This window comes from Mesorhizobium sp. M0621, from assembly GCF_040320745.1.
GTDB lineage: Bacteria > Pseudomonadota > Alphaproteobacteria > Rhizobiales > Rhizobiaceae > Mesorhizobium.
This window is the reverse complement of sequence record NZ_JAMYQF010000002.1, coordinates 161,680-184,414: the sequence shown is the minus strand read 5'-3', so window position 1 is coordinate 184,414 and position 22,735 is coordinate 161,680. Positions and strand designations below refer to the sequence as shown.

General features: G+C 61.0%; 21 protein-coding genes, 1 tRNA gene and 1 pseudogene. 17 read left to right on the top strand and 6 right to left on the bottom strand.

Translation table 11 applies throughout. The features are described from left to right. Positions 1–369: 369 nt before the first annotated feature. The 12 genes from NKI38_RS02415 (at position 370) to NKI38_RS02360 (ending at position 12,284) form a co-directional block, all read left to right on the top strand. A complete protein-coding gene (locus tag NKI38_RS02415; protein WP_352654490.1) occupies positions 370–2,397 on the top strand; it encodes a conjugal transfer protein TraG in 2,028 nt (675 codons plus the stop codon). Positions 2,398–2,517: 120 nt separating this feature from the next. Next, positions 2,518–2,931, top strand: a complete 414-nt coding sequence (locus tag NKI38_RS02410) for a CopG family transcriptional regulator (RefSeq protein ID WP_352654488.1) — start codon at positions 2,518–2,520, stop codon at positions 2,929–2,931. Continuing rightward, entirely contained in the window at positions 2,928–3,896 is a 969-nt protein-coding gene (gene trbB / locus NKI38_RS02405) for a P-type conjugative transfer ATPase TrbB (protein WP_352654486.1), read from the top strand. Before NKI38_RS02410 ends, trbB begins: the two co-directional genes overlap by 4 nt. An 11-nt stretch (positions 3,897–3,907) precedes the next feature. Then, on the top strand, positions 3,908–4,216 hold the full coding sequence (locus NKI38_RS02400) for a TrbC/VirB2 family type IV secretion system protein (protein WP_352654484.1): 309 nt from the start codon (positions 3,908–3,910) through the stop codon (positions 4,214–4,216). Then, positions 4,216–4,488, top strand: a complete 273-nt coding sequence (locus NKI38_RS02395; protein WP_352654482.1) for a VirB3 family type IV secretion system protein — start codon at positions 4,216–4,218, stop codon at positions 4,486–4,488. The genes NKI38_RS02400 and NKI38_RS02395 overlap by 1 nt, the downstream gene beginning before the upstream one ends. Then, on the top strand, positions 4,482–6,932 hold the full coding sequence (gene trbE / locus NKI38_RS02390; protein ID WP_352654481.1) for a conjugal transfer protein TrbE: 2,451 nt from the start codon (positions 4,482–4,484) through the stop codon (positions 6,930–6,932). The genes NKI38_RS02395 and trbE overlap by 7 nt, the downstream gene beginning before the upstream one ends. Continuing rightward, positions 6,929–7,654 (top strand): P-type conjugative transfer protein TrbJ, encoded by a 726-nt coding sequence (gene trbJ / locus NKI38_RS02385; RefSeq protein ID WP_023669263.1) that lies wholly within the window; start codon positions 6,929–6,931, stop codon positions 7,652–7,654. The genes trbE and trbJ overlap by 4 nt, the downstream gene beginning before the upstream one ends. 36 nt (positions 7,655–7,690) lie before the next feature. After that, positions 7,691–9,013, top strand: coding sequence for a P-type conjugative transfer protein TrbL (gene trbL, locus NKI38_RS02380; protein WP_352654480.1), 1,323 nt, complete (start codon positions 7,691–7,693; stop codon positions 9,011–9,013). After that, the gene (trbF, locus tag NKI38_RS02375) at positions 9,014–9,745 is read left to right on the top strand and encodes a conjugal transfer protein TrbF (RefSeq protein ID WP_352654478.1); all 732 of its coding nucleotides are present in this window, start codon (positions 9,014–9,016) and stop codon (positions 9,743–9,745) included. Then, positions 9,735–10,763, top strand: coding sequence for a P-type conjugative transfer protein TrbG (gene trbG, locus NKI38_RS02370; protein WP_352654476.1), 1,029 nt, complete (start codon positions 9,735–9,737; stop codon positions 10,761–10,763). Before trbF ends, trbG begins: the two co-directional genes overlap by 11 nt. A gap of 10 nt (positions 10,764–10,773) precedes the next feature. Further along, a complete protein-coding gene (locus NKI38_RS02365) occupies positions 10,774–11,991 on the top strand; it encodes a TraB/TrbI/VirB10 family type IV secretion system protein (RefSeq protein ID WP_352654474.1) in 1,218 nt (405 codons plus the stop codon). A 14-nt stretch (positions 11,992–12,005) separates the two neighbouring features. Continuing rightward, on the top strand, positions 12,006–12,284 hold the full coding sequence (locus NKI38_RS02360) for a DUF2274 domain-containing protein (protein ID WP_352654473.1): 279 nt from the start codon (positions 12,006–12,008) through the stop codon (positions 12,282–12,284). A gap of 113 nt (positions 12,285–12,397) precedes the next feature. Here NKI38_RS02360 and NKI38_RS02355 read toward each other — a convergent pair whose 3' ends face one another. Further along, complete coding sequence (locus NKI38_RS02355) at positions 12,398–12,655, bottom strand: Y4oE-related protein (RefSeq protein ID WP_352654472.1); 258 nt, start codon at positions 12,653–12,655, stop codon at positions 12,398–12,400. A gap of 20 nt (positions 12,656–12,675) precedes the next feature. Beyond that, positions 12,676–12,942, bottom strand: a pseudogene (locus NKI38_RS02350) (Ros/MucR family transcriptional regulator); the annotation flags it as partial. A 286-nt stretch (positions 12,943–13,228) separates the two neighbouring features. On the opposite strand from NKI38_RS02350, the gene NKI38_RS02345 reads away from it, so the two are divergent. Continuing rightward, positions 13,229–13,429 (top strand): hypothetical protein, encoded by a 201-nt coding sequence (locus tag NKI38_RS02345; protein ID WP_156934446.1) that lies wholly within the window; start codon positions 13,229–13,231, stop codon positions 13,427–13,429. Here NKI38_RS02345 and NKI38_RS02340 read toward each other — a convergent pair. The 4 genes from NKI38_RS02340 to NKI38_RS02325 form a co-directional block, all read right to left on the bottom strand. Further along, on the bottom strand, positions 13,426–14,469 hold the full coding sequence (locus NKI38_RS02340) for a hypothetical protein (protein WP_352654470.1): 1,044 nt from the start codon (positions 14,467–14,469) through the stop codon (positions 13,426–13,428). The two genes, NKI38_RS02345 and NKI38_RS02340, sit on opposite strands and share 4 nt — an antisense overlap. Before the next feature lie 1,201 nt (positions 14,470–15,670). Then, on the bottom strand, positions 15,671–16,975 hold the full coding sequence (locus tag NKI38_RS02335; protein ID WP_352654468.1) for a tyrosine-type recombinase/integrase: 1,305 nt from the start codon (positions 16,973–16,975) through the stop codon (positions 15,671–15,673). A 212-nt stretch (positions 16,976–17,187) separates the two neighbouring features. Beyond that, a tRNA-Phe gene (locus NKI38_RS02330) sits at positions 17,188–17,263 on the bottom strand. A 319-nt stretch (positions 17,264–17,582) separates the two neighbouring features. Continuing rightward, positions 17,583–18,455, bottom strand: a complete 873-nt coding sequence (locus NKI38_RS02325; protein WP_352654466.1) for a helix-turn-helix domain-containing protein — start codon at positions 18,453–18,455, stop codon at positions 17,583–17,585. Between the two features lie 106 nt (positions 18,456–18,561). On the opposite strand from NKI38_RS02325, the gene NKI38_RS02320 reads away from it, so the two are divergent. The 4 genes from NKI38_RS02320 (at position 18,562) to NKI38_RS02305 (ending at position 22,719) form a co-directional block, all read left to right on the top strand. Then, complete coding sequence (locus NKI38_RS02320) at positions 18,562–19,833, top strand: ABC transporter substrate-binding protein (protein ID WP_352628445.1); 1,272 nt, start codon at positions 18,562–18,564, stop codon at positions 19,831–19,833. 104 nt (positions 19,834–19,937) lie between these two features. Beyond that, the gene (locus NKI38_RS02315) at positions 19,938–20,798 is read left to right on the top strand and encodes a carbohydrate ABC transporter permease (protein ID WP_352654464.1); all 861 of its coding nucleotides are present in this window, start codon (positions 19,938–19,940) and stop codon (positions 20,796–20,798) included. Then, positions 20,795–21,631 (top strand): carbohydrate ABC transporter permease, encoded by an 837-nt coding sequence (locus tag NKI38_RS02310; protein ID WP_352654462.1) that lies wholly within the window; start codon positions 20,795–20,797, stop codon positions 21,629–21,631. Before NKI38_RS02315 ends, NKI38_RS02310 begins: the two co-directional genes overlap by 4 nt. 8 nt (positions 21,632–21,639) lie before the next feature. Further along, entirely contained in the window at positions 21,640–22,719 is a 1,080-nt protein-coding gene (locus NKI38_RS02305; protein WP_352654460.1) for an ABC transporter ATP-binding protein, read from the top strand. The last annotated feature ends 16 nt before the right edge of the window (positions 22,720–22,735 follow it).

Below are 22,735 nucleotides of genomic sequence, written 5' to 3'. Positions count from 1 at the left end.
GCAGCGGCTGATCAGCGCGCGTTTCCCCTGAGAGACGCGACTGAAGGAGTTGTGTCGACAGAAGTTCGCCAAGCGTGACGTCGACGGGCGGCCACTATCTTGGTTCTCGAATTTGACGGCGAGTAACGCAATGAGGTCGCTCCAGAACGGCAGCTTATCGCAAATCCTAGCCCGAAGCCCGCTAGGCCGGTAACGGCCCAAAACAAGTCATTCGCTCGTCGCCTTCGCGATGACACTTCTTGGCGCCCCAGTCTGCCAAGCCTGCAACGTTCACTGCATCGCACGGGCGCGTATATTGGGTATCTTCGATATTCTGAAACGTCACGTCATGCTGCTTCCATCTACTACCAAACAGTGGAGGCTGTGCCCGTGACACCGACGAAGCTCCTTGTCGGCCAGATAGTCGTTGTGTTCGCCATCGTCATCGTTGGCGTATGGGCGGCAACGCAATGGTGCGCCCACATGCTGGAGTATCAGCCGCAGCTTGGCGCGCCATGGTTTGCCGCGGCCTGGCCAATCTACAAGCCGTGGAAACTGTTCGAATGGTGGTTTCAATTCGACGCCTATGCGCCTGAGGTCTTCGACAAGGCCGGCATGCTTGCCGGAGCCAGCGGATTCTTGGGGTGTGCGGCCGCAATAGCTGGCTCCCTCTGGCGCGCGCGGCAGAGGGGGTTGGTCACCACCTACGGTTCCTCACGATGGGCCGCGGCTCGGGAAATCGAGAAGGCAGGCCTGTTTGAGCCGGCCGGCGTTTTCCTTGGCAAACTGAAGGATCACTATCTGCGACATGACGGGCCGGAACATGTCATGGCCTTTGCGCCGACACGTTCGGGCAAGGGCGTGGGATTGGTCGTTCCAACGCTTCTTTCCTGGACCGGCTCGGCCGTCATTCACGACATCAAAGGCGAGAACTGGCAGCTGACTTCCGGCTGGCGGTCGAAGTTCTCTTTCTGCCTCCTGTTCAATCCGACCGACTCGAGATCGGCGCGCTATAACCCGCTGCTGGAAGTGCGCAGGGGTTCAGATGAGGTCCGCGACGTTCAGAACATCGCGGACATTCTCGTCGATCCGGAAGGCGCGCTGGAGCGGCGGAATCATTGGGAGAAGACTAGTCATTCACTCTTGGTCGGGGCCATCTTGCACGTGCTCTACGCGGAAGAAGAAAAGACGCTCGCGCGCGTCGCCACTTTCCTGTCGGATCCGCAACGCTCGTTTGCCGCGACACTGCTGCGGATGATGACCACCAACCACCTCGGCACGGCGGACACACCTCGGGTCCATCCCGTCGTGGCCTCGGCGGCTCGCGAGGTGCTGAACAAGTCAGAGAACGAGCGTTCTGGCGTTCTCTCGACCGCAATGTCATTTCTCGGGCTCTATCGTGATCCGACGGTTGCCTCGGCAACATCGGCCTGCGACTGGCGCATTGCCGATCTCATGGATGCGGAACGACCGATGTCGCTCTATCTAGTGGTGCCGCCATCGGATATCTCGCGCACCAAGCCACTGGTGCGACTGGTGCTCAATCAGATCGGCAGGCGACTGACGGAGCGGCTGGAAGGTGACCCGAAGAAAAGCCGCAAGTACCAACTGCTCATGATGCTAGACGAATTTCCGGCTCTTGGTCGCCTCGACTTCTTCGAGACCGCGCTCGCCTTCATGGCGGGTTACGGCATCCGCGCGTATCTGATCGCGCAATCCTTGAACCAGATCTCCAAAGCCTATGGCGAGAACAACGCCATTCTCGACAATTGCCATGTGCGCATTGCCTTTTCCTCCAACGACGAGCGCACGGCCAAACGCATATCGGATGCGCTCGGTACGGCGACGGAACTCAGGTCCATGCGCAACTACGCCGGCCACCGGCTGGCGCCCTGGCTTTCGCACGTCATGGTCAGTCGCCAGGAGACTGCTCGCCCGCTGCTGACGCCTGGCGAAGTGATGCAGTTGCCGCAAGCTGATGAATTAATCCTTGTTTCGGGGTTGCCGCCGATCCGCGCCCAGAAGTTGCGCTATTACCAGGATCCGAATTTCACCGAACGGGTGCTGCCGGCGCCGGTGTTGCGGGAGGGTCTGTACGCGGACTGTCCTGCGTCGCGCCCCGACGATTGGAGCGGACAAGTCCGCAGTGTTGACCGCCGTCTGGCTGCCGATGACGAAAACGCCGGCGCGGCAATCGAAGAAGGGAGCGGCGTGCAACAGCAGCGTCATCCCGGCCTGCCTGAAGAACACGTCGTCGTCTCTCGGGAGCCTGATCAGGATGACCTCTTCAATCTGTCGGACGATGACGCCGAGGCACCCGCAGACAAGCGCGTCATGGACCGGGTTTCTACCGCGGCGAGCGCCTACGGCCTCAACGAGGGAAGGGGCGACGACAAGGACATCATCCCCGGCTTCTGAACGCTTTCCGCAACTGAGGCGTATCTCGGCGTAGATAACGCCCATAAGCGATTTTGCGGATCTCGGCGATGTTCGTTCGCACCGCCGGCGCATCAGCGCCGGCCAGTCGGAACGAGACGTATGAAGCCCCATCGCATTCGCCACCAGTTTCTGCTCGAACCCGAATTGAGCGAGAAGCTGGAAACCCTCAGCCGCAACCCGTCGACCACGAAATCGGCAATCGTCGCGAAAGCGGTCGAGGCCTTCATCGAACGGCGTGGTGAAAACGAGCTCGACCAGCGCTACGGCAAGCGGCTGGACCGTCTTTCCCGCGATCTCGACCATGTCAGGCGCGACGCCGAAATAACTCTGGAGAGCCTGGCGCTCTTAATCCGCTTTTCAATCACGCTTCATGCCCACACGCCAATTCCGGATCGGGCGACACAGGCGATCGCCCAAGAGCGCTTTGACAAATTCGTCGAGCAGGTCGGTCGCCAGATAGCCTCCGGAAAGCGCTCTCTTGGTTACGGCAAGGGCAACGGAGGCGAAGGATGAACTCTCATCCCGCAGCGGATCACCGCCGCCGAGCCATGCTGCGCACAGCCATGGGCGCGGCGATCACCGAGGCCCTTTCCGATTCGAAAGTCATCGAGGTGATGGTCAATCCCGACGGCACGCTGAGGCTCGACCGCTTGGGAGAAGGCCGGGTCGATACAGGCGTGCACATGCATCCTTCCGAGGCGGAACGCATCATCCGGCTCGTCGCCTCCCATGTACGCGCCGAGGCGCATGCAGATAGTCCGATTGTCAGTGCCGAATTGCCATCAGGCGAGCGCTTCGAGGGTCTGCTACCGCCGGTCGTGCTGGCGCCATGCTTCGCCATCCGCAAACCGGCGGCAAAACTCTACACGCTGGCCAACTATGTCGCGGATCGCGTCATGCTCCCGCTGCAGGCTGATGCCCTGAGGAAGGCGGTGCGCGAGCGGCGCAACATCCTGGTCGCCGGCGGCACATCGTCGGGCAAAACGACACTTGCCAATGCTCTACTGGCAGAAGTCGCCGAATGCGATGAGCGGGTGATCCTGATTGAGGACACCCGCGAGCTGCAATGCGCGGCCAAGGACTGCGTTGCCATGAGGACGAGGCGGGGCTCCGTCACACTCGCCGATCTCATACGCTCCACCTTACGGCTGAGGCCCGACCGCATCATCGTCGGCGAAGTCAGAGGCGCGGAAGCCCTCGATATGTTGAAGGCATGGAACACCGGACATCCCGGCGGCATTGCCACGGTTCACGCCAATTCGGCACACTCCGCACTCTATCGTATTGAGCAGCTCGCCCAGGAAGCCGTTGTCACCGTTCCCCGCCGGCTGATCGCCGATGCCGTCGACTTGGTCATCTTTATTGCCGGAAGAGGACCCGCGCGCCGCGTTGACGCGATCGCCGAGGTCACAGGTCTCGACGGCAGCGGCGATTACGCCGTCACCCCGCTCACCCTTCCGCAACTCCAGCAGCTTTGAAAGGTCATCTGATGCGCAAGGCACTTTGCATTCTTTCGTTCGCCGCAGTAGCACTTCTTCTCACCGCCCAGGCTCATGCCGCCGGCTCCGGCATGCCTTGGGAACAGCCGCTTCAGCAGATCCTGGAATCGGTGCAGGGGCCGGTGGCCAAGATCGTTGCCGTGATCATCATCATAACCACCGGCCTTACCCTTGCCTTCGGCGACACGGCCGGCGGTTTCCGCCGGCTGATCCAGATCGTCTTTGGCCTGTCGATTGCCTTCGCGGCCTCGAGCTTCTTTCTCTCCTTCTTCTCCTTTGGTGGCGGGGCGCTCGTCTGATGGCCATGGGAGAGAAGCATATCGAAGGGTTCGAGGTGCACGTCCACAGCGCACTGACTGAGCCGATCCTGCTCGGCGGCGCGCCGCGGGCGCTGGCGATCCTCAACGGCACGGTGGCGGCCGCAGTCGGCCTCGGCCTGCAGCAGTGGATTAGCGGTCTGGTGGTTTGGGTGGCCGGACACACGCTCGCGGTTTTTGCCGCACGGCGCGACCCGGACTTTGCCAGCGTGCTTATCCGCCATGTTCGCCAGAAGGGCTGGCTCGAATGCTGAATATTTCCGAATACCGCGGCAAAGCCGACCGGCTTGCCGACCATCTTCCCTGGGCAGCACTGGTTGCGCCTGGGATCGTGCTCAACAAGGACGGCAGCTTTCAGCGGACGTTGCGGTTTCGTGGCCCCGACCTTGAAAGCGCGACGGAAGCTGAGCTCATCGGCGTTTGCGCCCGGGCAAACAATGCGCTGAGGAGGTTGGGCTCTGGCTGGGCGCTGTTCTTCGAGGTCGAGCGCGTTGTAGCGCTGGGCTATCCGAGCTCGATGTTTCCCGACGCCGCGTCTTGGCTCGTCGACGAAGAACGGCGCGGCGCCTTCGAGGGCAAGGTCGCGCATTTCGAGAGCATCTATCATCTGACCTTGGTCTTCATGCCTGGGCCCGATGGCCAAGCGCGCGCGGAGAGTGCTCTCGTCGACTCGCATCACTTGGGAGGGGAAAGAGACTGGCGCCAGGAGCTTGCCCGGTTCCGAGACGAGACTGACCGCGTTCTCGATCTTCTTTCGGGCTTCGTGCCCGAGGTGCGCGCGCTCGACGATGCCGAGACCCTGACGTACCTGCACGGCACGATCTCGACCCGCCGTCATCCCGTTGCCGTGCCTGAAACGCCAATGTATCTCGACGGCGTCCTGGTTGACGCGCCGCTGACTGGCGGCCTAGAGCCGATGCTGGGCGAACAGCATTTGCGCACGCTTACAGTTCTCGGCTTTCCGAACGTCACCCGGCCAGGAATCCTTGATGCGCTCAATAACCAGGATTTCGCCTATCGCTGGGTGACGCGCTTCATTCCACTCGACAAGGCGGAAGCCACGAAGACGCTGACTCGGCTCCGCCGGCAGTGGTTTGCCAAGCGCAAATCGATCGCGGCTATTCTGCGCGAGGTGGTGACCAACGAACCGGTGCCTCTCGTCGACAGCGACGCCGACAACAAGGCGCTCGATGCCGATGCAGCACTGCAGGCATTGGGCGGCGATCATGTCGGCTTCGGCTATCTCACCACAACGGTGACGGTGTGGGATCAGAACCGTAAAGCCGCCGCGGAAAAGCTTCGCGCCGTCGAGCGGATCGTCAACGGGCTCGGCTTCACCACCATTCGCGAAAGCATCAATGCCGTCGAAGCGTGGCTTGGTTCATTGCCGGGTCATGTCTACGCTAACGTTCGCCAGCCGCTCGTTCACACGCTTAACCTTGCCCATCTCGTGCCGCTGTCGTCCGTGTGGGCAGGTCCAGCGGAGAACGAGCACCTTGCCGAGGTCACCGGCGATTACGCTCCGCCGCTTCTTTTCGCCGAAACCGGCGGCTCGACGCCGTTTCGGCTTTCGACCCATATCGGCGATGTCGGCCACATGCTGATTGTCGGGCCGACCGGTGCCGGCAAGTCGGTTCTGCTTGCCCTTATCGCCTTGCAGTTCCGGCGCTACGCTGGCGCGCAAATCTATGTCTTCGACAAAGGCAATTCGGCCCGCGCCGCCGCGCTTGCCATGGGCGGCGACCACCATGCGTTGGGTGCGAATGGTGGGCTTGCTTTCCAGCCACTGCGCCACATCGACGACCCGGCCACACAGAGCTGGGCGGCCGAATGGATCGCCGGCCTGATTGCCCACGAGAATGTCACCGTCACCCCGGAGGTGAAGGAGGCAATCTGGTCGGCGCTCACCAGCCTCGCCACCGCGCCGGCGCAGGAACGCACGCTGACTGGCCTGTCGGTCCTGCTTCAGTCCAATGCGCTCAAATCGGCGTTGATGCCCTACACGCTTGACGGTCCATTCGGCCGGCTGCTCGATGCCGATGACGACCGGCTGGCCATCTCGGATGTGCAGTGTTTCGAGACCCAGGAGCTGATGCACAGCCAAGGCGCTGTGCTGCCTGTGCTCACCTATCTGTTCCATCGTCTTGAGGACCGGTTTGACGGGCGGCCGACGCTGCTCATGCTCGACGAGGCCTGGGTCTATCTCGACAACCCGCTCTTTGCCGCCCGCATCCGCGAATGGCTTAAGGTGCTTCGTAAGAAAAACGTCTCCGTCATCTTCGCGACGCAGTCGCTTGCCGACATCGCCGGCTCTTCTATCGCACCCGCAATCATCGAGAGCTGCCCGCAGCGCATTTTTCTCCCCAACGATCGTGCGGTGGAGCCGCAGGCACGGGTAGCCTATGAGCGCTTCGGTCTTAATGAGCGACAGATCGAATTGGTCGCCCGCGCCACGCCGAAGCGCCACTACTATCTGCAGTCGCGCCGCGGCAATCGCCTCTTCGAGCTCGGGCTAGGCTCGATCGCTCTTGCGCTTTGCGGCGCCTCCGACCCGGCCGCCCAGACCCTGATCGACAATATTCTTTCCGAAGAAGGGCAGGGCAGCTTTGCCGCCCGTTTCTTCAGTGCGCGCGGCCTGGATTGGGCTGCCGAGCTTCTCCAGCAATTTCCTCAACCTAACAAGGAGCAATCGTCATGATCGGACGCCGCCTTTTTACTAGCCTGGTCACCGTTTCCCTGATCGCCAAACCGATGGCTGACTACGTCCAGCCGGCCTATGCGCTCATCGTGTTTGACCCGTCCAACTATACGCAGAATGTGCTGTCGGCAGCACGCGCATTGGAGCAGATCAACAACCAAATCCAGTCGCTTCAGAACCAGGCGACCATGCTGCAGAACATGGCGCGCAACCTTCAGCGCCTGGATTTCTCTTCCGTGGGCCAGCTTACCGGCTCGCTCCAACGGATTGACGGTCTGATGACCCAGGCGAGCGGCCTGAGCTTCGATCTCGACAAGCTGCAGGACCAGTGGCGCCAGCAATATCCGGAAAGCTACGACGCCACCATCAAGGTCAGCGATGTGGCGAGCGCCGCGCGCGAGCGCTGGCAGAGCGCCATGCAGGCGTTCCGCCAGACCATGAGCGCGCAGTCGCAGATCGTCGAGAACGTGCAGGCCGATGGCGACCTGCTTACCGATCTCGTCAATCGCAGTCAGGGCGCGGCAGGTGCCCTCGAGGCAAGCCAGGCTACGAATCAGCTGATCGCGCTTTCGACCAAGCAGCAGATGCAGATCCAGACGCTGCTTGCGACCCAGTTCCGGGCCGAGGCCGAGGATGCGGCGCGCAAGGCGCAGTCTGAGGAAGCCGCTCGCGAGACGACGAAGCGTTTCCTGGGCACCGGCACGGCTTATCCCGGCAACTGAGCGGCAGTTCTTCAAGACAACGAGGAAGGCGGCGACATGAACGACCTCGGAGTCATCGATCGCTTCATGGAGACCTTTACCCGCTACATTGACAGTGGGTTCGGTCTGCTTTCGAGCGACGTCGCCTTTCTCACCACCATTCTGATCGGCATTGACATCACGCTCGCGGGCTTGGTCTGGGCGTTCGGCGGCGAGCCCAACATTCTTGGCCGGCTTGTTCGCAAAGTGCTCTATGTCGGCGCCTTCGCCTTCGTCCTGAACAATTTCAAGAACCTCGCCGACATCATCTACCGTTCCTTTGCCGGTCTCGGCATCAACGCATCGCCCGGCAACCTGTCCGCCGACAGTCTCCTGCGGCCAGGCCGCATTGCCGCGGCCGGCTTCGAGGGCGCCTGGCCGCTCCTCAATCAAGCGAGCCAGCTAGTAGGCTTCCCCGAGATCTTCGGTAACGCGCTCACCATCTTCGTGCTGCTTCTGGCCTGGTTCCTGGTCCTCATCGCATTCTTCATTCTTTCCATCCAGCTCTTCATCACCATCCTCGAGTTCAAGCTCACCACGCTGGCCGGCTTCGTCCTGGTGCCCTTCGCGCTCTGGAACCGCTCGGCGTTTCTGGCCGAGCGCGTGCTCGGCAATGTGATTTCGTCGGGCATCAAGGTGATGGTGCTTGCCGTCATCGTCGGCATCGGCTCCACGCTCTTTGGCGAGTTCGCTTCCGCCCTGCAGGGCCAGGAGCCGGACCTGGCGGCGGCCATGTCTCAGGTGCTGGGTGCGCTGGCGCTGCTTGGGCTCGGCATTTTCGGCCCCGGGATTGCCTCGGGTCTTGTTTCCGGCGCGCCGCAGCTTGGCGCCGGCGCGGCACTTGGAACAACGGCGGCCGCAGCTGGATCAACGCTCGTTGCCGGAGGCGCTGCGTTTGCCGGCGCGCGCATGGCAACAGGCGGCGGCCTCGCCGCAGTCCGTGCCGGCGCCGCTATGGGGTCCGCTGCCACCGTCGCTTGGCAGACGGGGCGCGCGACATCGCCCGAGTCCGGGCTGTCCGGGGTAGCTGCTGGGCTGCAGGGGGTTGCGAGTGCCGCTAGCGGCGCCGCGGTGCGGGGAATGCGATCCGCAGCAGAACCATTCCGCCGTAGTGCCGACGCCGGTCGCGATGCCGGCTGGACCGCGACCGGCGGCATGCCGACCAGCTCGATGAGCGGAAGCTCTCCAGTTATAGCTCCCGCGGCCGCGCCTGCCTGGGCAAGGCGTCTGCGTTCCGAACAGACCGCACGCGCCCATCGCAATGCTGCCACTCAGGCGGTGCGCGATGGAGATCGGGGCGGAAGCGGCGCCAATCCCTCCCTCAATGACAAGGAAGACTAGATGCTCTTCAAGCGCCCCGTTCAGCGTTATGGAAAGACGCCCGAACCCGTAACACCCTACCAGAAGGCCAGCCAACTCTGGGATGAGCGCATCGGCGCGGCGCGCGTGCAGGCCAAGAACTGGCGCTTCATGGCCTTTGGCTGCCTGGCTCTGACGACGGGGCTTTCCGGTGGGCTTCTGTGGCAGTCGATGCAGGGCCGCGTCGTGCCTTATGTCGTCGAGGTCGACCGCTTTGGCGAGGCGCACGCGGTCGGGCCGGCAGTCCAAAACTACCAGCCCGACGATGCCCAGATCGCCTGGCATCTCAGCCGCTTCATCCAGAATGTTCGTTCGGTTTCCACCGATGCGGTTCTGGTGCGGCAGAATTGGCTGTCGGCCTACGACTTTGCCACCGACCGAGCGGCGCTCTTCCTCAACGAATATGCCAAGGCGAACGACCCTTTCGGCCAAATCGGCACGCGCAGCGTGTCAGTACAGGTGACCAGCGTGGTCAGGGCTTCCGACAGCTCGTTCCAGGTCAAATGGACCGAGCAGGTGTTCGAGCGCGGCAGCCTCGCCAGCACGAGGCGCTGGATCGGGATCCTCACCATCCTCATCCGCCCGCCTAGGACAACCGAGCAGCTGCGCAAGAACCCGCTCGGCGTCTTCATCAACGCCATCGACTGGTCGCGCGAGCTCGACAGCGCCGCGCCAACCCCCGTTTCCCCTAAGGAGCCCGCCAATGACAAATAGAGCCCCATTGCTTCGTGCTGCCTTGATCCTGTCGGCGTCTGCTGCGGTTCTTTCGGCCTGTGCCTCGAAGCCAGTGCCGCCGCCTCAGATTTCCTATGACCACGAGGACTTCAAACCAGCCGCGATCGAGAAGGCGCCGGAGAAGCCGGTCAAGGTCGTGGAAGTGCCGAAACCGTTACCGTTGCCTGGTCAGTTGATGCCCGCACCCGGCAAGCCCGCCCCAGATAAGCGCTCGCCGGAAGAACAGGTCGCCGATGCCAACAAGGCGGCGACGCAACAACCCACCAAGTTTGGCTATGTCAATGCGGTGCAGGTTTACCCCTTTGCCGACGGCGCGCTCTACCAGCTCTACGCCGCGCCGGAGCGCGTCACCGATATCTCATTGCAGCGGGGCGAGAAGCTGACCTCGGTCTCAGCCGGCGATACGGTCCGTTGGGTGATCGGTGACACCGTTAGTGGCTCAGGCGATGACCAGCGCACTCATGTGCTGGTGAAGCCATTCGCGCCGGGGCTTGCCACCAATCTGGTCATCACGACCGACAGGCGATCCTATCACCTGCAGCTTCAAAGCACTGAGAAAACTGCCATGGCGGCGCTCTCCTGGATTTACAGCGAAGACCAACTCGTGGCGCTTCGGCGGCGCAACGCTCAGGCAGAGGCTGAAATGCCCGCGGCCTCGAACGTAGCACTCGAAAACATCCGCTTCCGCTATTCGATCGCCGGCGACACGCCACCGTGGAGACCGACCCGCGCCTTTGATGATGGCAGCAAGGTCTATATCGAATTCCCGCGCCGTATCGACCAAGGTGAGGCGCCGCCGCTCTTCATCGTCGGAGCCGACGGGGACAACCAGCTCGTCAACTATCGCATGCGCGGCAACTACTACATCGTCGATCGCCTCTTTGCTGCGGCCGAGCTAAGGCTGGGCACCAAACAGCAGCAGGTGGTGCGCATTACGAGAACCGACGGTCGGCAACCGCCGCGGCGGGTTTCGCTGTTTTCGCGTTTTGGCAGGTAAGGGGAGGCTCATGACCGATACTTCCCACCCGAATGCTCCGCCGAAGCTCAATCCCGAACAGCTGCAGCTGCGAGCCTCACCCCGCCGAGCGGTGCGGTTCAGGCGCGGCATAATTGTCGCCATCGCTGCTGTTGGTTCCGGCGCTGTTTTTGGCGTCACGATGATGGCGCTGCAGGGGCCCGCATTGCGCCTGAAGCAGCAGGCCGAAGAGCTTTACAGCACCGACCGCAAGCCGACCGCCGAGGGACTCGAAGCGCTGCCCAAGGACTATTCCGGGATTAAGCCAAAGGCTCCGGTGCTTGGACCGCCGCTGCCCGGAGATCTCGGCCGTCCTATTCTCGAGCACCAGCGCCAGCTTGGCATCGCGCCCGGGCAAGACGTTTCCGCCGAGGCGCAGCGGCTTGCACAGCAAGCGATTGAAGCGCGCGAGTCGCAAGTCCTGTTCCGCATCGAAACCCGACTCCAGCAAACGGAAGCTTTTAGCAATGGGCAGGGCGGACGTTCACCTTTCGAGACGGCGCCTCCGCAGCCAGATACCGAAGGCGCGCGAGCTTCCGTCGCCCCGGCCGAGGGCGACCAGAACAACCAACAGCGCAAGCTCGATTTTATCGATCAACGGAACACCAGCGGGATCTACAATCCGCATGCGCGGCAGACGCCGGCCTCGCCGTATCAGATCATGGCCGGCAGCGTGATTGCGGCAAGCCTGATCACCGGCATCAATTCCGACTTGCCCGGCCTCGTTGTCGCGCAGGTTACCGAGAATGTGCGCGACAGCGTCACCGGCAGCACCCTGCTCATCCCGCAGGGCTCACGGCTGATCGGCACCTACGATAGTGTTGTAGCCTTTGGCCAAAGGCGCGCTCTGTTGGTGTGGCAACGCATTGTGATGCCGGACGGCTCATCGATCGAAATCGACAATCTGCCCGTGACCGACGCGGCCGGCTATGCCGGGCTCGAGGACAAGGTGGATTTCCATACTTGGCAGCTGATCAAGGGCGTCGCGGTGGCCACATTGCTGGGGGTTGGTACCGAGTTGAGCTTTGGGGAAAATGAAAGCGACTTGGTGAAGGCAATTCGTGAATCCACCCAGCAGAACGTCAGTCAAGCCGGCCAACGGATCACTGAAAAGAACCTGAACATCCAACCCACGATCACCGTCCGCCCTGGTTGGCCGTTGCGCGTCATCGTGCACAAGGACCTCGTGTTGCGGCCATACACGGGGTGAACAGGAGGACTTTCATGGCTAACCTGAAACTCGGAAAACTTCCGGACCGGACGCCTTCGAAGATCACCATCACTGTTGGCGCCGACTTGAGCCAAGCACTCAACGACTATGCCGCACTTTACCGTCAGACCTATGGCGAGTCCGAAACCGTGGCTGAGCTGATTCCCTTTATGCTGGTCGGGTTCCTGGAAGGCGACCGGGCGTTTGCCAAGGCCAGAAAGGAAGGACTGCCGGGCGCCGGCGCGTCGGAGAAACCACGAAGGCAATCATCTTCAACATTAGACAGCACTTAGCGTGGGCGGTTCGGCTTGTCCGAGTAGAGATACAGCTGATGAATTGCAGCACCAGGAAGTTTCCTGAGCGCAAAAGCTGCTGTCTTTGACGCAGACCCTGATACTGATCCGCTCTAATGGCCTCGCCGGAGGTGACTCGCCAGAGACGCGTGTTTGAGCTGCGAGAAAACCGCGACCCAAAAGCGATAGTCGCGCTCGCGCCCATCAAAACGCGCCGTCAATGCGCAATGGGCCGCGGCGGTCACCGCGTCCGGCCCATAGATATCGAGAGCGGTTTTGGCCGCCTCATCCGGGTCTGCAAAATCCCAAAGCGTTAGGCTGCCACGTTCCAGTGCATCGGTGCCGATATGATCACGGTAATTCCCTGGCACGCCAAAGATCTCTACTGCTCTCAGGCTTTCGCCTTGCGTTTCGCGGTAGCTTTCTTGGCCGGAGCAGCCTTCCTTCCCAATCCTAACGATTTTGCCAGCGCCGATCGGGTAGCCGAATAGTTTGGAGCGACCATGGGATAGTCCTTCGCCAGTCCCCACTTCGCCCGGTATTCATCGGGCGTCATCCCATGTCGAGTTGCCAAATGGCGTTTTAGCGACTTGTATTTCTGACCGTCTTCAAGGCTGATGATGTAGTCTGGGAACACGGACCTCTTGGGATTCACTGCGCGAGTGCTAAAGTCGCCCGTGCGCGCCATCCATTTTGCCTTCTTACGGTGGACGAGGATGCCGAGCTGGAGAAAAGCTGGACCGCGTTTCGCGTCCGGGCATGAAAATACGCGTCTTCAGCGGGTCAATGGAAGCGCGCCAGACCGATTACGTGGCCATGCGTCAGTGTGTTAGGCTTGCGGCCACACGTTGGCGCCTCTACCCGCGGTCGGCTCAGCGCTTGAATGCCACTGGCGTCGATGCCATCTTATGGCTAAATGGATTCTGATAAATAAGGACACCGAAATGGCCGACATCAAGAAGCGCTACGCGGCCGTTACAAAGCAGGCTCAGCGAAAGGTCGCAGCAGCCGAAAAATCGTCATCGCCTCATCCTGAGGAGGATCGCATCTATGCGACCTTTAAGAAGCGCGCACGGGAGGACTATCGTACGATGGGATCGTCAAAGTCCGTGCCATTGGCAAAATCTGCTGCGAAAGCGTACTAGCGTCCAATACCCGTCCTAACCCAATCCGGCCGCGCTGCGGGTTCGAGAGTAACGCCGGTATGGGATTCATATTCCCAACGATGCGATGAACCGCCGTCCGACCGGCCGTCTAGCGTGTTTTCGGATTTAGCAACCGATCTAATTTGCAGAGAAATCGCATCCGCCTCGCGCGGAAGTTCGAGAACCTTGATGCCGGCTGCCTCGTCTTTCCACAATCCGATCGCGCAGGACTGCGGCCATTGGCCGAGATCATTCTGGCGGGCCATCAATCCGAACGAAGTTAGGCTGAGCACTGATGTGCCCGGGTCGTCGGCCAGTACGGTAGCATATCGGGCTGGCCAACGGCTGCCGATTTGCGGTCCATCCATCAAAAGAGCGATCAGCAGGTTCGGCCCGATGGCCCGAACAACCGCTTGGCAAGGATCAACCCTCGCCAAATCTTCACATATCAGGGTCGTGAGAGTTGAAGAGCCCCGATACACCAAAACATCAAGACTGCGGCTAAGAATGTTCAGGTCTTCCCACCAACTCCTGGCGGGGTCCAACCCGAGGCTATACGTCTCGATCTGAGATCTGTTGAGTTTCCAGCGATGATGTTTCTCTCGCACGAGCACGGTCTGTTCCCAGCCGCTAATCGTGCCGGTGCGTTCACGTCCTAGCAGGAAGAACGGCGCGATGGCGACAAAGTTGCCGTGACGATGGTCCTGGTCGTGTGTCACTCCGGCGATCAGAAAATCGATGCCATTGTCGCGTGCGAGGGCGCGAGCCAAGCCTAGAAATTGATTATAGTTTAGCGACAGTTCCGGAAATACAACCCCATTAACGCGCTGCCCTTTCTCGCGCGCTCGATCAACCAAATCTTGGACAAATGTCACAAAGCTGGAGCGCTTTTGCCGATCGGTGTTTAGAGGCAGCCAGGTCGGCCGGGCGGTGAACCATCCCCAACCACCCCCGGGATGTTCACCGACCGACACGAAAGCGTTTTCGTCCACGCGGTAAGGGAATGGAATCAAAAGAAGACCCAGTTTGTCATCATCCAAAGCAGGCGTTCGTGTAAATGGCGGATGGACCCATCGCGCCCGCACTTGGCCGCGGAGCGGCAGTAGAGCCAGATTGTGAGTTAAGGACCGCAACGTACAGCCGACTGACGGAGTGCGTGATTTTGCTTGCACGCACACCAAGTCCTCGGCTGCAGTGGACAGCGAGAAAGGCGCACGTTGAATGCGCCGAAACTCCTTACCGGATCCCAGATCGGCTGGACATAAGCTGACCGGATAGGGCGGGCGAATTTGTTTCCAGGATCAAAACCGATGTCTTGGCAGGCCTCGTCTGCAATCATGACGAGTTCGAGACAGATCATCCACCATTCCGGAGCGTCAGCGGTTTCCACAAGCGGCTCGAATACGTGTTCGTCCCGAAATTGCTCAAGTTCTTCCCAAAGTACCTCGACGCGCGACGGCGGGGGCGGCAGGCGTCTGCCCGCGCGCGGTTTGGATGCCCTCCATATTCGACCCGTTCGCACCGCACGGGCCCGCAGTTCATCGTCGACGAGGAGCTCGCGAAAACCGCTAGACCGAGCCCGGTTCACATCCGGTGCTACATGATGATAGGCGCCGGAGCGCTCAAGGAGGTGAGCTCCGAACGCGAAAAGGTCTGTCGGCAGAAGAGGTGCGCTTGCAAATATATCGGACCCGGATCTTGGTGAAAATAAGGCGGTATAGACCTCTTCCAGTGTGGCCATCAGACACTTCCATGATTTAGTCTGTCGCGCGACAGAAGAACGGTCTGCAGCCAGCGTCTTCCTGTTGTGGCAAATCAATGTCACACTTGCGCTCATGGTGCAAGACTGCTGTCGGAACGTCATTCATTAGGTTGGAGCGCAAGTCTATAGGTTTCGGACTCTTCTCAGTCGGCTGATACGCAACAGTGCCCGGTGGGAGATAGCGATTCCGAGACTGGACCTTGCACAATCGCGGCTTGGTGTCGAGTGATGACAGACGCTACGCCCATCCGATAGTTGGAATGACTTTTGGTCGCGGATGAAATACCTCGTACTGAGAAGACCCGAATCGGTAGGCCGCAGCGATCTGACGATTATAGGATCATTCCTGGCGTCGGACCTCAGGTTCGCCAGACCATCCGGAGAATATGGGCTGGGCAACCATCAGCTAAACAATCGATTTTCCTTAGAGGCATCACACCCTCCGGGCTCACTATTTAGTTATCCGTCCTTTTTCAAACTCAGTATGATCTTCGAAGGTTGGAGGCTCGTCTTGGCGTTTGGTGAACCGTCGCTGTTGGGGTTAAAGTGGACGCTCGCGATGGGACAGCAGGCTTGCCGCGTTCCCCGATTGAGATCACCCGCGCGTTTTTGCTCCCCAGTTCATCCAGATAATCGGCCCACCATTGCATCATGTTAACGCGCTCTTCCCAGTGCTCTGCCCGGGCGTAGGCGCGACGCACGTCGTTGTTCTCGATGTGGGCCAGCTGCCGCTCTATGGCGTCCGGGTGCCACTTTCCGCATTCGTTTAGCAGCGTTGATGCCGTTGCCCGAAAACCATGCGCGGTAGCTTCTTCCTTGCTATAACCCATACGACGCAGTGCGGCGTTAAGCGTATTGTCGGAAATCGGACGCGAAGCCGATCGAACACTAGGAAACAGCAGCGATCCACCACCAGAGACTTCTCTCAGTGAAGTCAGGACGCTGATCGTCTGTTTTGATAGGGGTATGCGGTGCGGCCGTCGCATTTTCATGCGTGCTTCAGGAATGGTCCACAAAGAGCTGTCAAGATCGAACTCTTCCCATTCAGCGGCGCGAAGCTCGCCGGGGCGGGGAAACAGCAGCGCCATCAGCCTCAGACCGGCTCGGGTTGTCGGCTGTCCGTCAAATGCATCGATCGCCCTCAGCAGACCGCCCAAGGCCTTCGGATCGGTAATCGCGGCGCGAGACGTTATCGTGGGACTGATGAGTGCGCCTCTGAGGGCGAAGGTCGGATCTGTCTCGGCGCGTGCGGTCGCGATTGCGTATCGAAACACGCTGCCGATGGTGGAGCGCAGTCGCCTGGCCGACTCGTATCGACCGCGAACCTCCACGCGACGGAGGGCGGCAAGGATGGTGGCCGGATCGATCTCCCGAATGCACTTGTCGCCGATTATCGGATAGGCAAAGCCGAGCAGCCATTTGACCTTGTTGATGGTCCGGTCGGCACGTCCCTCCTTCTTCAGCTTGTCAACATATTCGTCCGCGATTGAGCGAAAGGAGTCCTTTGCCGAATCGGCCTTCCGCAAGCTGCGTTCCTTTCCAGGGTCGACGCCAGCTAGCAGGAGCCTTTTAGCATCATCGCGCGCCTCCCGTGCCTCGGCGAGAGAGAGAAGGGGATAGCTGCCCAGCGCGAGCAGTTTCTGCTTGCCGTCAAAGCGGTAGGCGAGCCGCCAAAGGCGAGAGCCCGTGGGCTGTACCCATAGCTGCAGCCCGCCCCCGTCAGATAATTTCACGAGTTTGGAAGCAGGGCGGGCGTTTCGACATTTCACGTCGGATAGGGCCATTCGTCAGGTCTCCCTTGGCTGTTTCGATACCATCAGGATGTCGAATACCAACGGAAATACCATCCCCCCGCCTCGTTGGATCAAATGCGCCCGAAGCGCTCTCTGTCCCGCCTAATTGCGCAATGCGACAGCAAAAGATCAATAATTCCAGTCGCTTGCAGAAGCTGCAGCGTAGACGGTTCGGCTAAACGGAGTGTCGGGAGAAGAGGGGATGGTGCCCAGAGGCGGATTCGAACCACCGACACGCGGATTTTCAGTCCGCTGCTCTACCAACTGAGCTATCTGGGCCTGTTCCGGCAAACGAAAACTCGTTGACCGGATTTCATCGAGGCGCCGTGGGGGCGCCCTTGAAAGCGCGTGGGTTATAGCACGGGAATTCGGCCTGTCCAGCGCCTAGGTGGCGATTTCAGAGAGGAAAAGCGATGCTGTGCAGTGCCCCGGTTTCCATGCCGCTTCATGGCCGGAATGGCGCACAGCATGGCACGATACGGCCGTCGTCACCCTTGCCCGCGCCGTTATTGAGGGCTGATATGCCGTGACACGTCTTTTAGCCAGCGACCGAGGCACGGCAGTGCTTTCGCGGCACCGCGCCGCTGGTCGCCGCTATCTATCTGGCGCCGGTCACGCCTCTGCGAAAATCGGAGGGCGACATGCCGGCCAGTTTGCGGAACGACTTGTTGAAGGCGCTGAGCGAGCCGAAGCCCGAATCCATGGCGACGCGCAGCACATTGGCGTCCTGGTGCATTAAGAGCGCCTGCGCATAGCTCAACCGCAACAGGTTGACATACTCGTTGAGCGTCATGCCCGTCGATTTCTTGAACTGGCTCATGGCGTATTTGGGATGGATGTCGGCGGCGGCCGCTATGTTCACGCAGTCGATCTCGTAGAGGAAATTCTCGGCGATGAAATCGCACATGCGCCCGACATTGCGCGACGATTGCTGGTCGAAGGGGCTGCCGGTTTCCTGCCCGGGTGCGGTTTCCGGCACTAGCCGGTAGGGCTCGAACCGCACCCGCTCCAGTCTGAGCAGCAATTCGTTCACGGCATGCTCGATCATGGCCGGATCGCCCGAGCGGAAGTAGCGATTCCAGCGCTCGAAATTGTGGTGGTCCGCCGGATCGGTCGCGCCGGTCACCAGCGTGGCGCCCGTCATCAGCCGATGGCGGACATCCGTCGGCAAATGCAGGCGAAAGAAATGCACCAGGGGCAGATGCGCTCCGGCATAGATGGCATCGTCCGAGAGATCGTCCATCTGGTGCGGCAGACCGCCCCAGAACAGGCACATGTCGCCTTCCGACAGTGCGATCTCATGTTCGTTCATGCGGTAATGCACGCTGCCGCGCACGATGAAATTGACCTCGACCTGGGCATGCCAATGCGGCTTGAGCATCACGAGCGGATGGTTGTGAAACATCTGCAAGGCCAGCGGCAGGCCTTCCACGCTGCTGGCGCCAGGCTGATAAAACGGACGTTCCGGCATCTTACTTTCCGCCAATTTCATATTCCCTTTGACGGCGACAGGCCCTGCCCACTGCCTAGTCTAGGCATGCTCACAGTGAGAGAGCAAATGAAATGGGAGGATTTCTATGCGCATCACAATGACCTGCGCCGCGCTCGTGCTTGCCCTGGGCTCTGCCCCGGCCTTCGCGCAATCCGGCGAAATCACCATCTGGAGCTGGAATGTCGCGGCTTCATCGCTGAAGGCGACCATTGCCGGCTTCAACAAGCAATTTCCCGACGTCAAGGTCACGGTCCAGGATCTCGGCAACCAACCGACCTACGACAAGTCGATCGCCGGCTGCGCCGCCGGCGGCGTCGGCCTGCCCGACATCGTCACCATCGAGAATGGTGAGGCCGAGAATTACTGGAGCCAGTTCCCCGACTGCTTCGTCGATCTGCATACGCTGGGCTACACTGCCGAGGACCAGGCGAAATTCCCCGACTTCAAACGCACCGAACTCGAAGTCGGCGACAAGGCCTACTCGATGCCGTGGGATTCGGGTCCGGTCGCCGCGTTCTATCGCCGCGATTTCTACGAAAAAGCTGGCGTCGATCCGGCGTCGATCAAGACCTGGGATGATTTCATCGCCGCCGGCAAGAAGATCCAGGCCGCCAATCCGGGCGTCACCATGACCAACGCCGATTTCAACGGCGACTCCGAATTCTTCCGCATGATCGCCAACGAACAGGGCTGCGCCTATTTCTCCGCCGACGGGCAGTCTATCACGGTCAACCAGCCCAAATGCGTCGACGCCATGACCAAGGTCAAGGAGATGAAGGACGCCGGCATCATCTCGTCGGCCGACTGGGGCACCAAGATCACCAACAACACTGCCGGCACCGTCGCCACCCAGATCTATGGCGGCTGGTATGAAGGCACCATCCGCACGGAATCGGCCGGTGAAAACGGCAAATGGGGCGTCTATCTGATGCCGAGCCTCACCGCCGACGGTCCGCGTGCCGCCAATCTCGGCGGGTCCTCGCTGGCCATCACATCAGCGTCCAAGAACAAGGAGGCTGCCTACGCCTATCTCAAGTACACGCTAGGAACCAACGAGGGCCAGATCACCATGCTGAAGGAGTTCGGCTTGGTGCCATCGCTGGTGTCGGCGCTCAATGACCCCTATGTCTCGGAAGGCCTACCCTACTGGGGCGGCCAGGCGGTGTGGAAGGACATCCTCGGCACCTTGCCGAAAGTTGTTCCGAGCCGCGGCACACCGTTCCAGAGCGATGCCGAAATCATCGTCCGCGCCGTGCAGACCAAATACCTGGCCGGCGGCTATCCCGATGCCAAGGCAGCGCTCGACGACGCCGCAAGCCAGATCGCCGCGGCGACCGGATTACCCGTCAAATCTTGATCTGGAGATGATGTCGCGGGCAGCATGCTGCCCGCGACCATTACCAAACGCGCCGCGCGTTTCAGCAGGGCGCGCCACCCCTTGAACGCGGAAAGGAGGCAGCAATGCGCCATCAGAATGCCACGGCGTATCGCTTCCTCGCGCCCTATCTGCTGATCTTTGCGGTCTTCTGGGTGTGGCCGATCATCAGCTCGTTCATGATCTCCTTCCAGGCGACGCGCACCGTGCCGTGGCGGTTCGCGCCCGGCTTCAACTGGGGCCGGTTGATCGGCGACCCGGCCTTCTTCAACGCTCTGAAGAACACGCTGCTCATCCTTGTCATCCAGGTGCCGGTGATGATCTCGCTGGCGCTGGTCATGGCGGTGCTGTTGAACTCGCCGCTCTTGAAGGCGCGCGGCCTCTACCGCTTTGCCTTCTTCGCCCCCGTGGTGGTCGGCGAGGTCGCCTATTCGGCGGTGTTCCGGCTGATGTTCAACCTCGATTTCGGCATCATAAACAAGCTCCTGAACAGCGTCGGCCTGCCTAAGATCGACTGGTTCTCCAACGTCACGCCGGCGATGGCGCTGATCATGATCGCGGTGACCTGGCGCTGGGCCGGCTACAACGCCATCATCCTGCTCGCCGGCATGCAGTCCATTCCCGAGGATGTCTACGAGGCGGCGACGCTCGACCGCGTCAGCAAGCTCAAGCAGTTCTTCTACATCACCCTGCCGTTGCTCAAGCCGGTCATCGTGTTTTGCCTCGTGCTGTCGATCATCGGCACCATGCAGCTGTTCACCGAGCCGTTCCTGATCACCGAGCGCGGCGGACCGGGCGGCGGCACTGAGACGCTTGGCCTGCTGCTTTACCGCCAGGGTTTTCGGTCGCTCAATTTCGGCTACGCGTCGGCCGTTGCCTACACAATGGCCGGCCTGGCGATCGCCATCACGCTGGCGCAGCTGTGGCTGACGAGGGAACCGAAATGAGTTCGCGCTCCTCCGCCAGGCTGGGACGCAGCATCGCGCTGCATTTGTTCCTGACGCCGCTGGCGCTGATCTGGTTGTTTCCGCTGTGGATGATGGTGGTGTTCTCGACGATGCCGGACAACGGCATCTTCAGCCCCGGCATCGAGCTGTTGCCGCACGGCAATTTCATCGACAATTTCAACAATCTGCAGCGTGACACCAACTTCGTCGGCGCCATCGGCATCTCGGTATCGGTGGCGGTGACTTACACATTCCTGTCGGTGCTGCTGACTTCGATGGCCGGCTGGGCTCTGGCGCGCTACCAGTTTTTCGGCAAGGGCGCGGTTGTCGCCATCATCCTCGGCACCATCACGCTTCCTTATGCGGTCGTGCTGATCCCGCAATTCATCATGGTGGCGCGCGACTTCAAGCTCGCCAACACCTGGGTTGCGCTGATCGTGCCGCCGCTGTTCAATTCGCTCGGCGTGCTCTTCATGCGGCAGAGTTTTTCGATGATGCCGGACGACCTCTTCGATGCGGCGCGCGTCGAAGGCGTGAAGGAATGGCGCATCTTCCTTTTCGTCGCGCTGCCCTTGGCGCGGCCGATGCTGGCAGCGCTCGCCATCATCCTGTTCCTCGCCTCCTGGAACAATTATCTGTGGCCGCTTTTGATCAACAGCCAGCCCGGTTCGATGACGGCGCCGGTGGCGCTCGGCACGCTGATCGGCCTCACCAAGGTGTCATGGGGCGGCATCATGGCGGGCGCGGTGATGCTGACGGTACCGATGCTCGTCGTCTTCGTGCTGCTGCAGCGCCATTTCATCGCCGGCATTGCCGCCGGCGCGGTCAAGTAAGGGGCAGAATGGCAACGGTTACGCTGAACAATGTAGTCAAGCGCTTCGGCGTCTTCGAGGTCGTCCATGGCGCCAGCATCGACGTCAAGGACGGCGAATTCGTCGTCTTCGTCGGCCCCTCCGGCTGCGGCAAGTCCACGCTGCTCAGAATGATCGCCGGGCTCGAGGATATCAGCGACGGCGAGATCGCCATCGGCGGCAAGGTTGTGAACGATGTCGAGCCGGCCGACCGCGGCATCGCCATGGTGTTCCAGTCCTATGCCCTCTATCCGCACATGAGCGTCGAACAGAATCTGAGCTTCGGGCTGCGCATGACCGGTAACCCGAAGGCCGACACCAATCGGCGGGTGAAGCGGGCGGCCGAGATCCTGCGCATCAGCGAATTGATGGACAGGCGCCCGAAAAAACTCTCCGGCGGCCAGCGCCAGCGCGTCGCCATAGGTCGCGCCATCGTGCGCGAGCCGCAGGTCTTCCTGTTCGACGAGCCGCTCTCTAATCTCGACGCCGAACTGCGCGTCCAGATGCGGGTCGAGATCTCTCGGCTGCACAAGGAACTCGGCGCCACCATGATCTATGTCACGCACGACCAGACCGAGGCGATGACGCTCGCCGACAGGATCGTCGTGATGCGCGCCGGCCATATCGAGCAGATCGGCCGGCCGCTCGATCTCTATGACAATCCCGACAACCAATTCGTGGCGGGCTTTGTCGGCTCGCCGAAGATGAACTTCATCAAGGCTCATATTGTCGGGCATGATGCGCGTGGCGTGATCGTCGAACTGGCGGGGCAGGAGAAGACCCGTTTCACTCAGCCGCTCACAGGCGCCATGCCCGAAACGGGGAGCAAGGTCATCGTCGGCGTGCGGCCTGAACATTTCGGCAGTGCGGGAGAAGGGGGCGCCGACCTCGTTGTCGGCATCGACGTGGTCGAGCACCTCGGCGGCACGAGCTTCCTCTACACCAGAACGGCCAATGGTGAAGACGTGGTGATCCAGCGCGACGCGGCAAAGGTTCCCGATACGTCCGAAATCACCGTTTCCATCCGCAAATCCTACCTGTTCGATGAAAAAGGACTGCGGCTGCGCTGACCGGCCGTCCTTTCCA

Bases quoted from the DNA above. Each gene is read 5' to 3' on its own strand.
- NKI38_RS02305 (WP_352654460.1), top strand. From the start codon at position 21,640: ATGGCAACGGTTACGCTGAACAATGTAGTCAAGCGCTTCGGCGTCTTC.
- NKI38_RS02335 (WP_352654468.1), bottom strand. From the start codon at position 16,975: ATGGCCCTATCCGACGTGAAATGTCGAAACGCCCGCCCTGCTTCCAAA.
- NKI38_RS02345 (WP_156934446.1), top strand. From the start codon at position 13,229: ATGGCCGACATCAAGAAGCGCTACGCGGCCGTTACAAAGCAGGCTCAG.
- trbJ (WP_023669263.1), top strand. From the start codon at position 6,929: ATGATCGGACGCCGCCTTTTTACTAGCCTGGTCACCGTTTCCCTGATC.
- trbL (WP_352654480.1), top strand. From the start codon at position 7,691: ATGAACGACCTCGGAGTCATCGATCGCTTCATGGAGACCTTTACCCGC.
- trbB (WP_352654486.1), top strand. From the start codon at position 2,928: ATGAACTCTCATCCCGCAGCGGATCACCGCCGCCGAGCCATGCTGCGC.
- trbF (WP_352654478.1), top strand. From the start codon at position 9,014: ATGCTCTTCAAGCGCCCCGTTCAGCGTTATGGAAAGACGCCCGAACCC.
- NKI38_RS02395 (WP_352654482.1), top strand. From the start codon at position 4,216: ATGGCCATGGGAGAGAAGCATATCGAAGGGTTCGAGGTGCACGTCCAC.
- NKI38_RS02410 (WP_352654488.1), top strand. From the start codon at position 2,518: ATGAAGCCCCATCGCATTCGCCACCAGTTTCTGCTCGAACCCGAATTG.
- trbE (WP_352654481.1), top strand. From the start codon at position 4,482: ATGCTGAATATTTCCGAATACCGCGGCAAAGCCGACCGGCTTGCCGAC.
- NKI38_RS02365 (WP_352654474.1), top strand. From the start codon at position 10,774: ATGACCGATACTTCCCACCCGAATGCTCCGCCGAAGCTCAATCCCGAA.
- NKI38_RS02325 (WP_352654466.1), bottom strand. From the start codon at position 18,455: ATGCCGGAACGTCCGTTTTATCAGCCTGGCGCCAGCAGCGTGGAAGGC.
- NKI38_RS02320 (WP_352628445.1), top strand. From the start codon at position 18,562: ATGCGCATCACAATGACCTGCGCCGCGCTCGTGCTTGCCCTGGGCTCT.
- NKI38_RS02400 (WP_352654484.1), top strand. From the start codon at position 3,908: ATGCGCAAGGCACTTTGCATTCTTTCGTTCGCCGCAGTAGCACTTCTT.
- NKI38_RS02360 (WP_352654473.1), top strand. From the start codon at position 12,006: ATGGCTAACCTGAAACTCGGAAAACTTCCGGACCGGACGCCTTCGAAG.
- NKI38_RS02315 (WP_352654464.1), top strand. From the start codon at position 19,938: ATGCGCCATCAGAATGCCACGGCGTATCGCTTCCTCGCGCCCTATCTG.
- NKI38_RS02310 (WP_352654462.1), top strand. From the start codon at position 20,795: ATGAGTTCGCGCTCCTCCGCCAGGCTGGGACGCAGCATCGCGCTGCAT.
- trbG (WP_352654476.1), top strand. From the start codon at position 9,735: ATGACAAATAGAGCCCCATTGCTTCGTGCTGCCTTGATCCTGTCGGCG.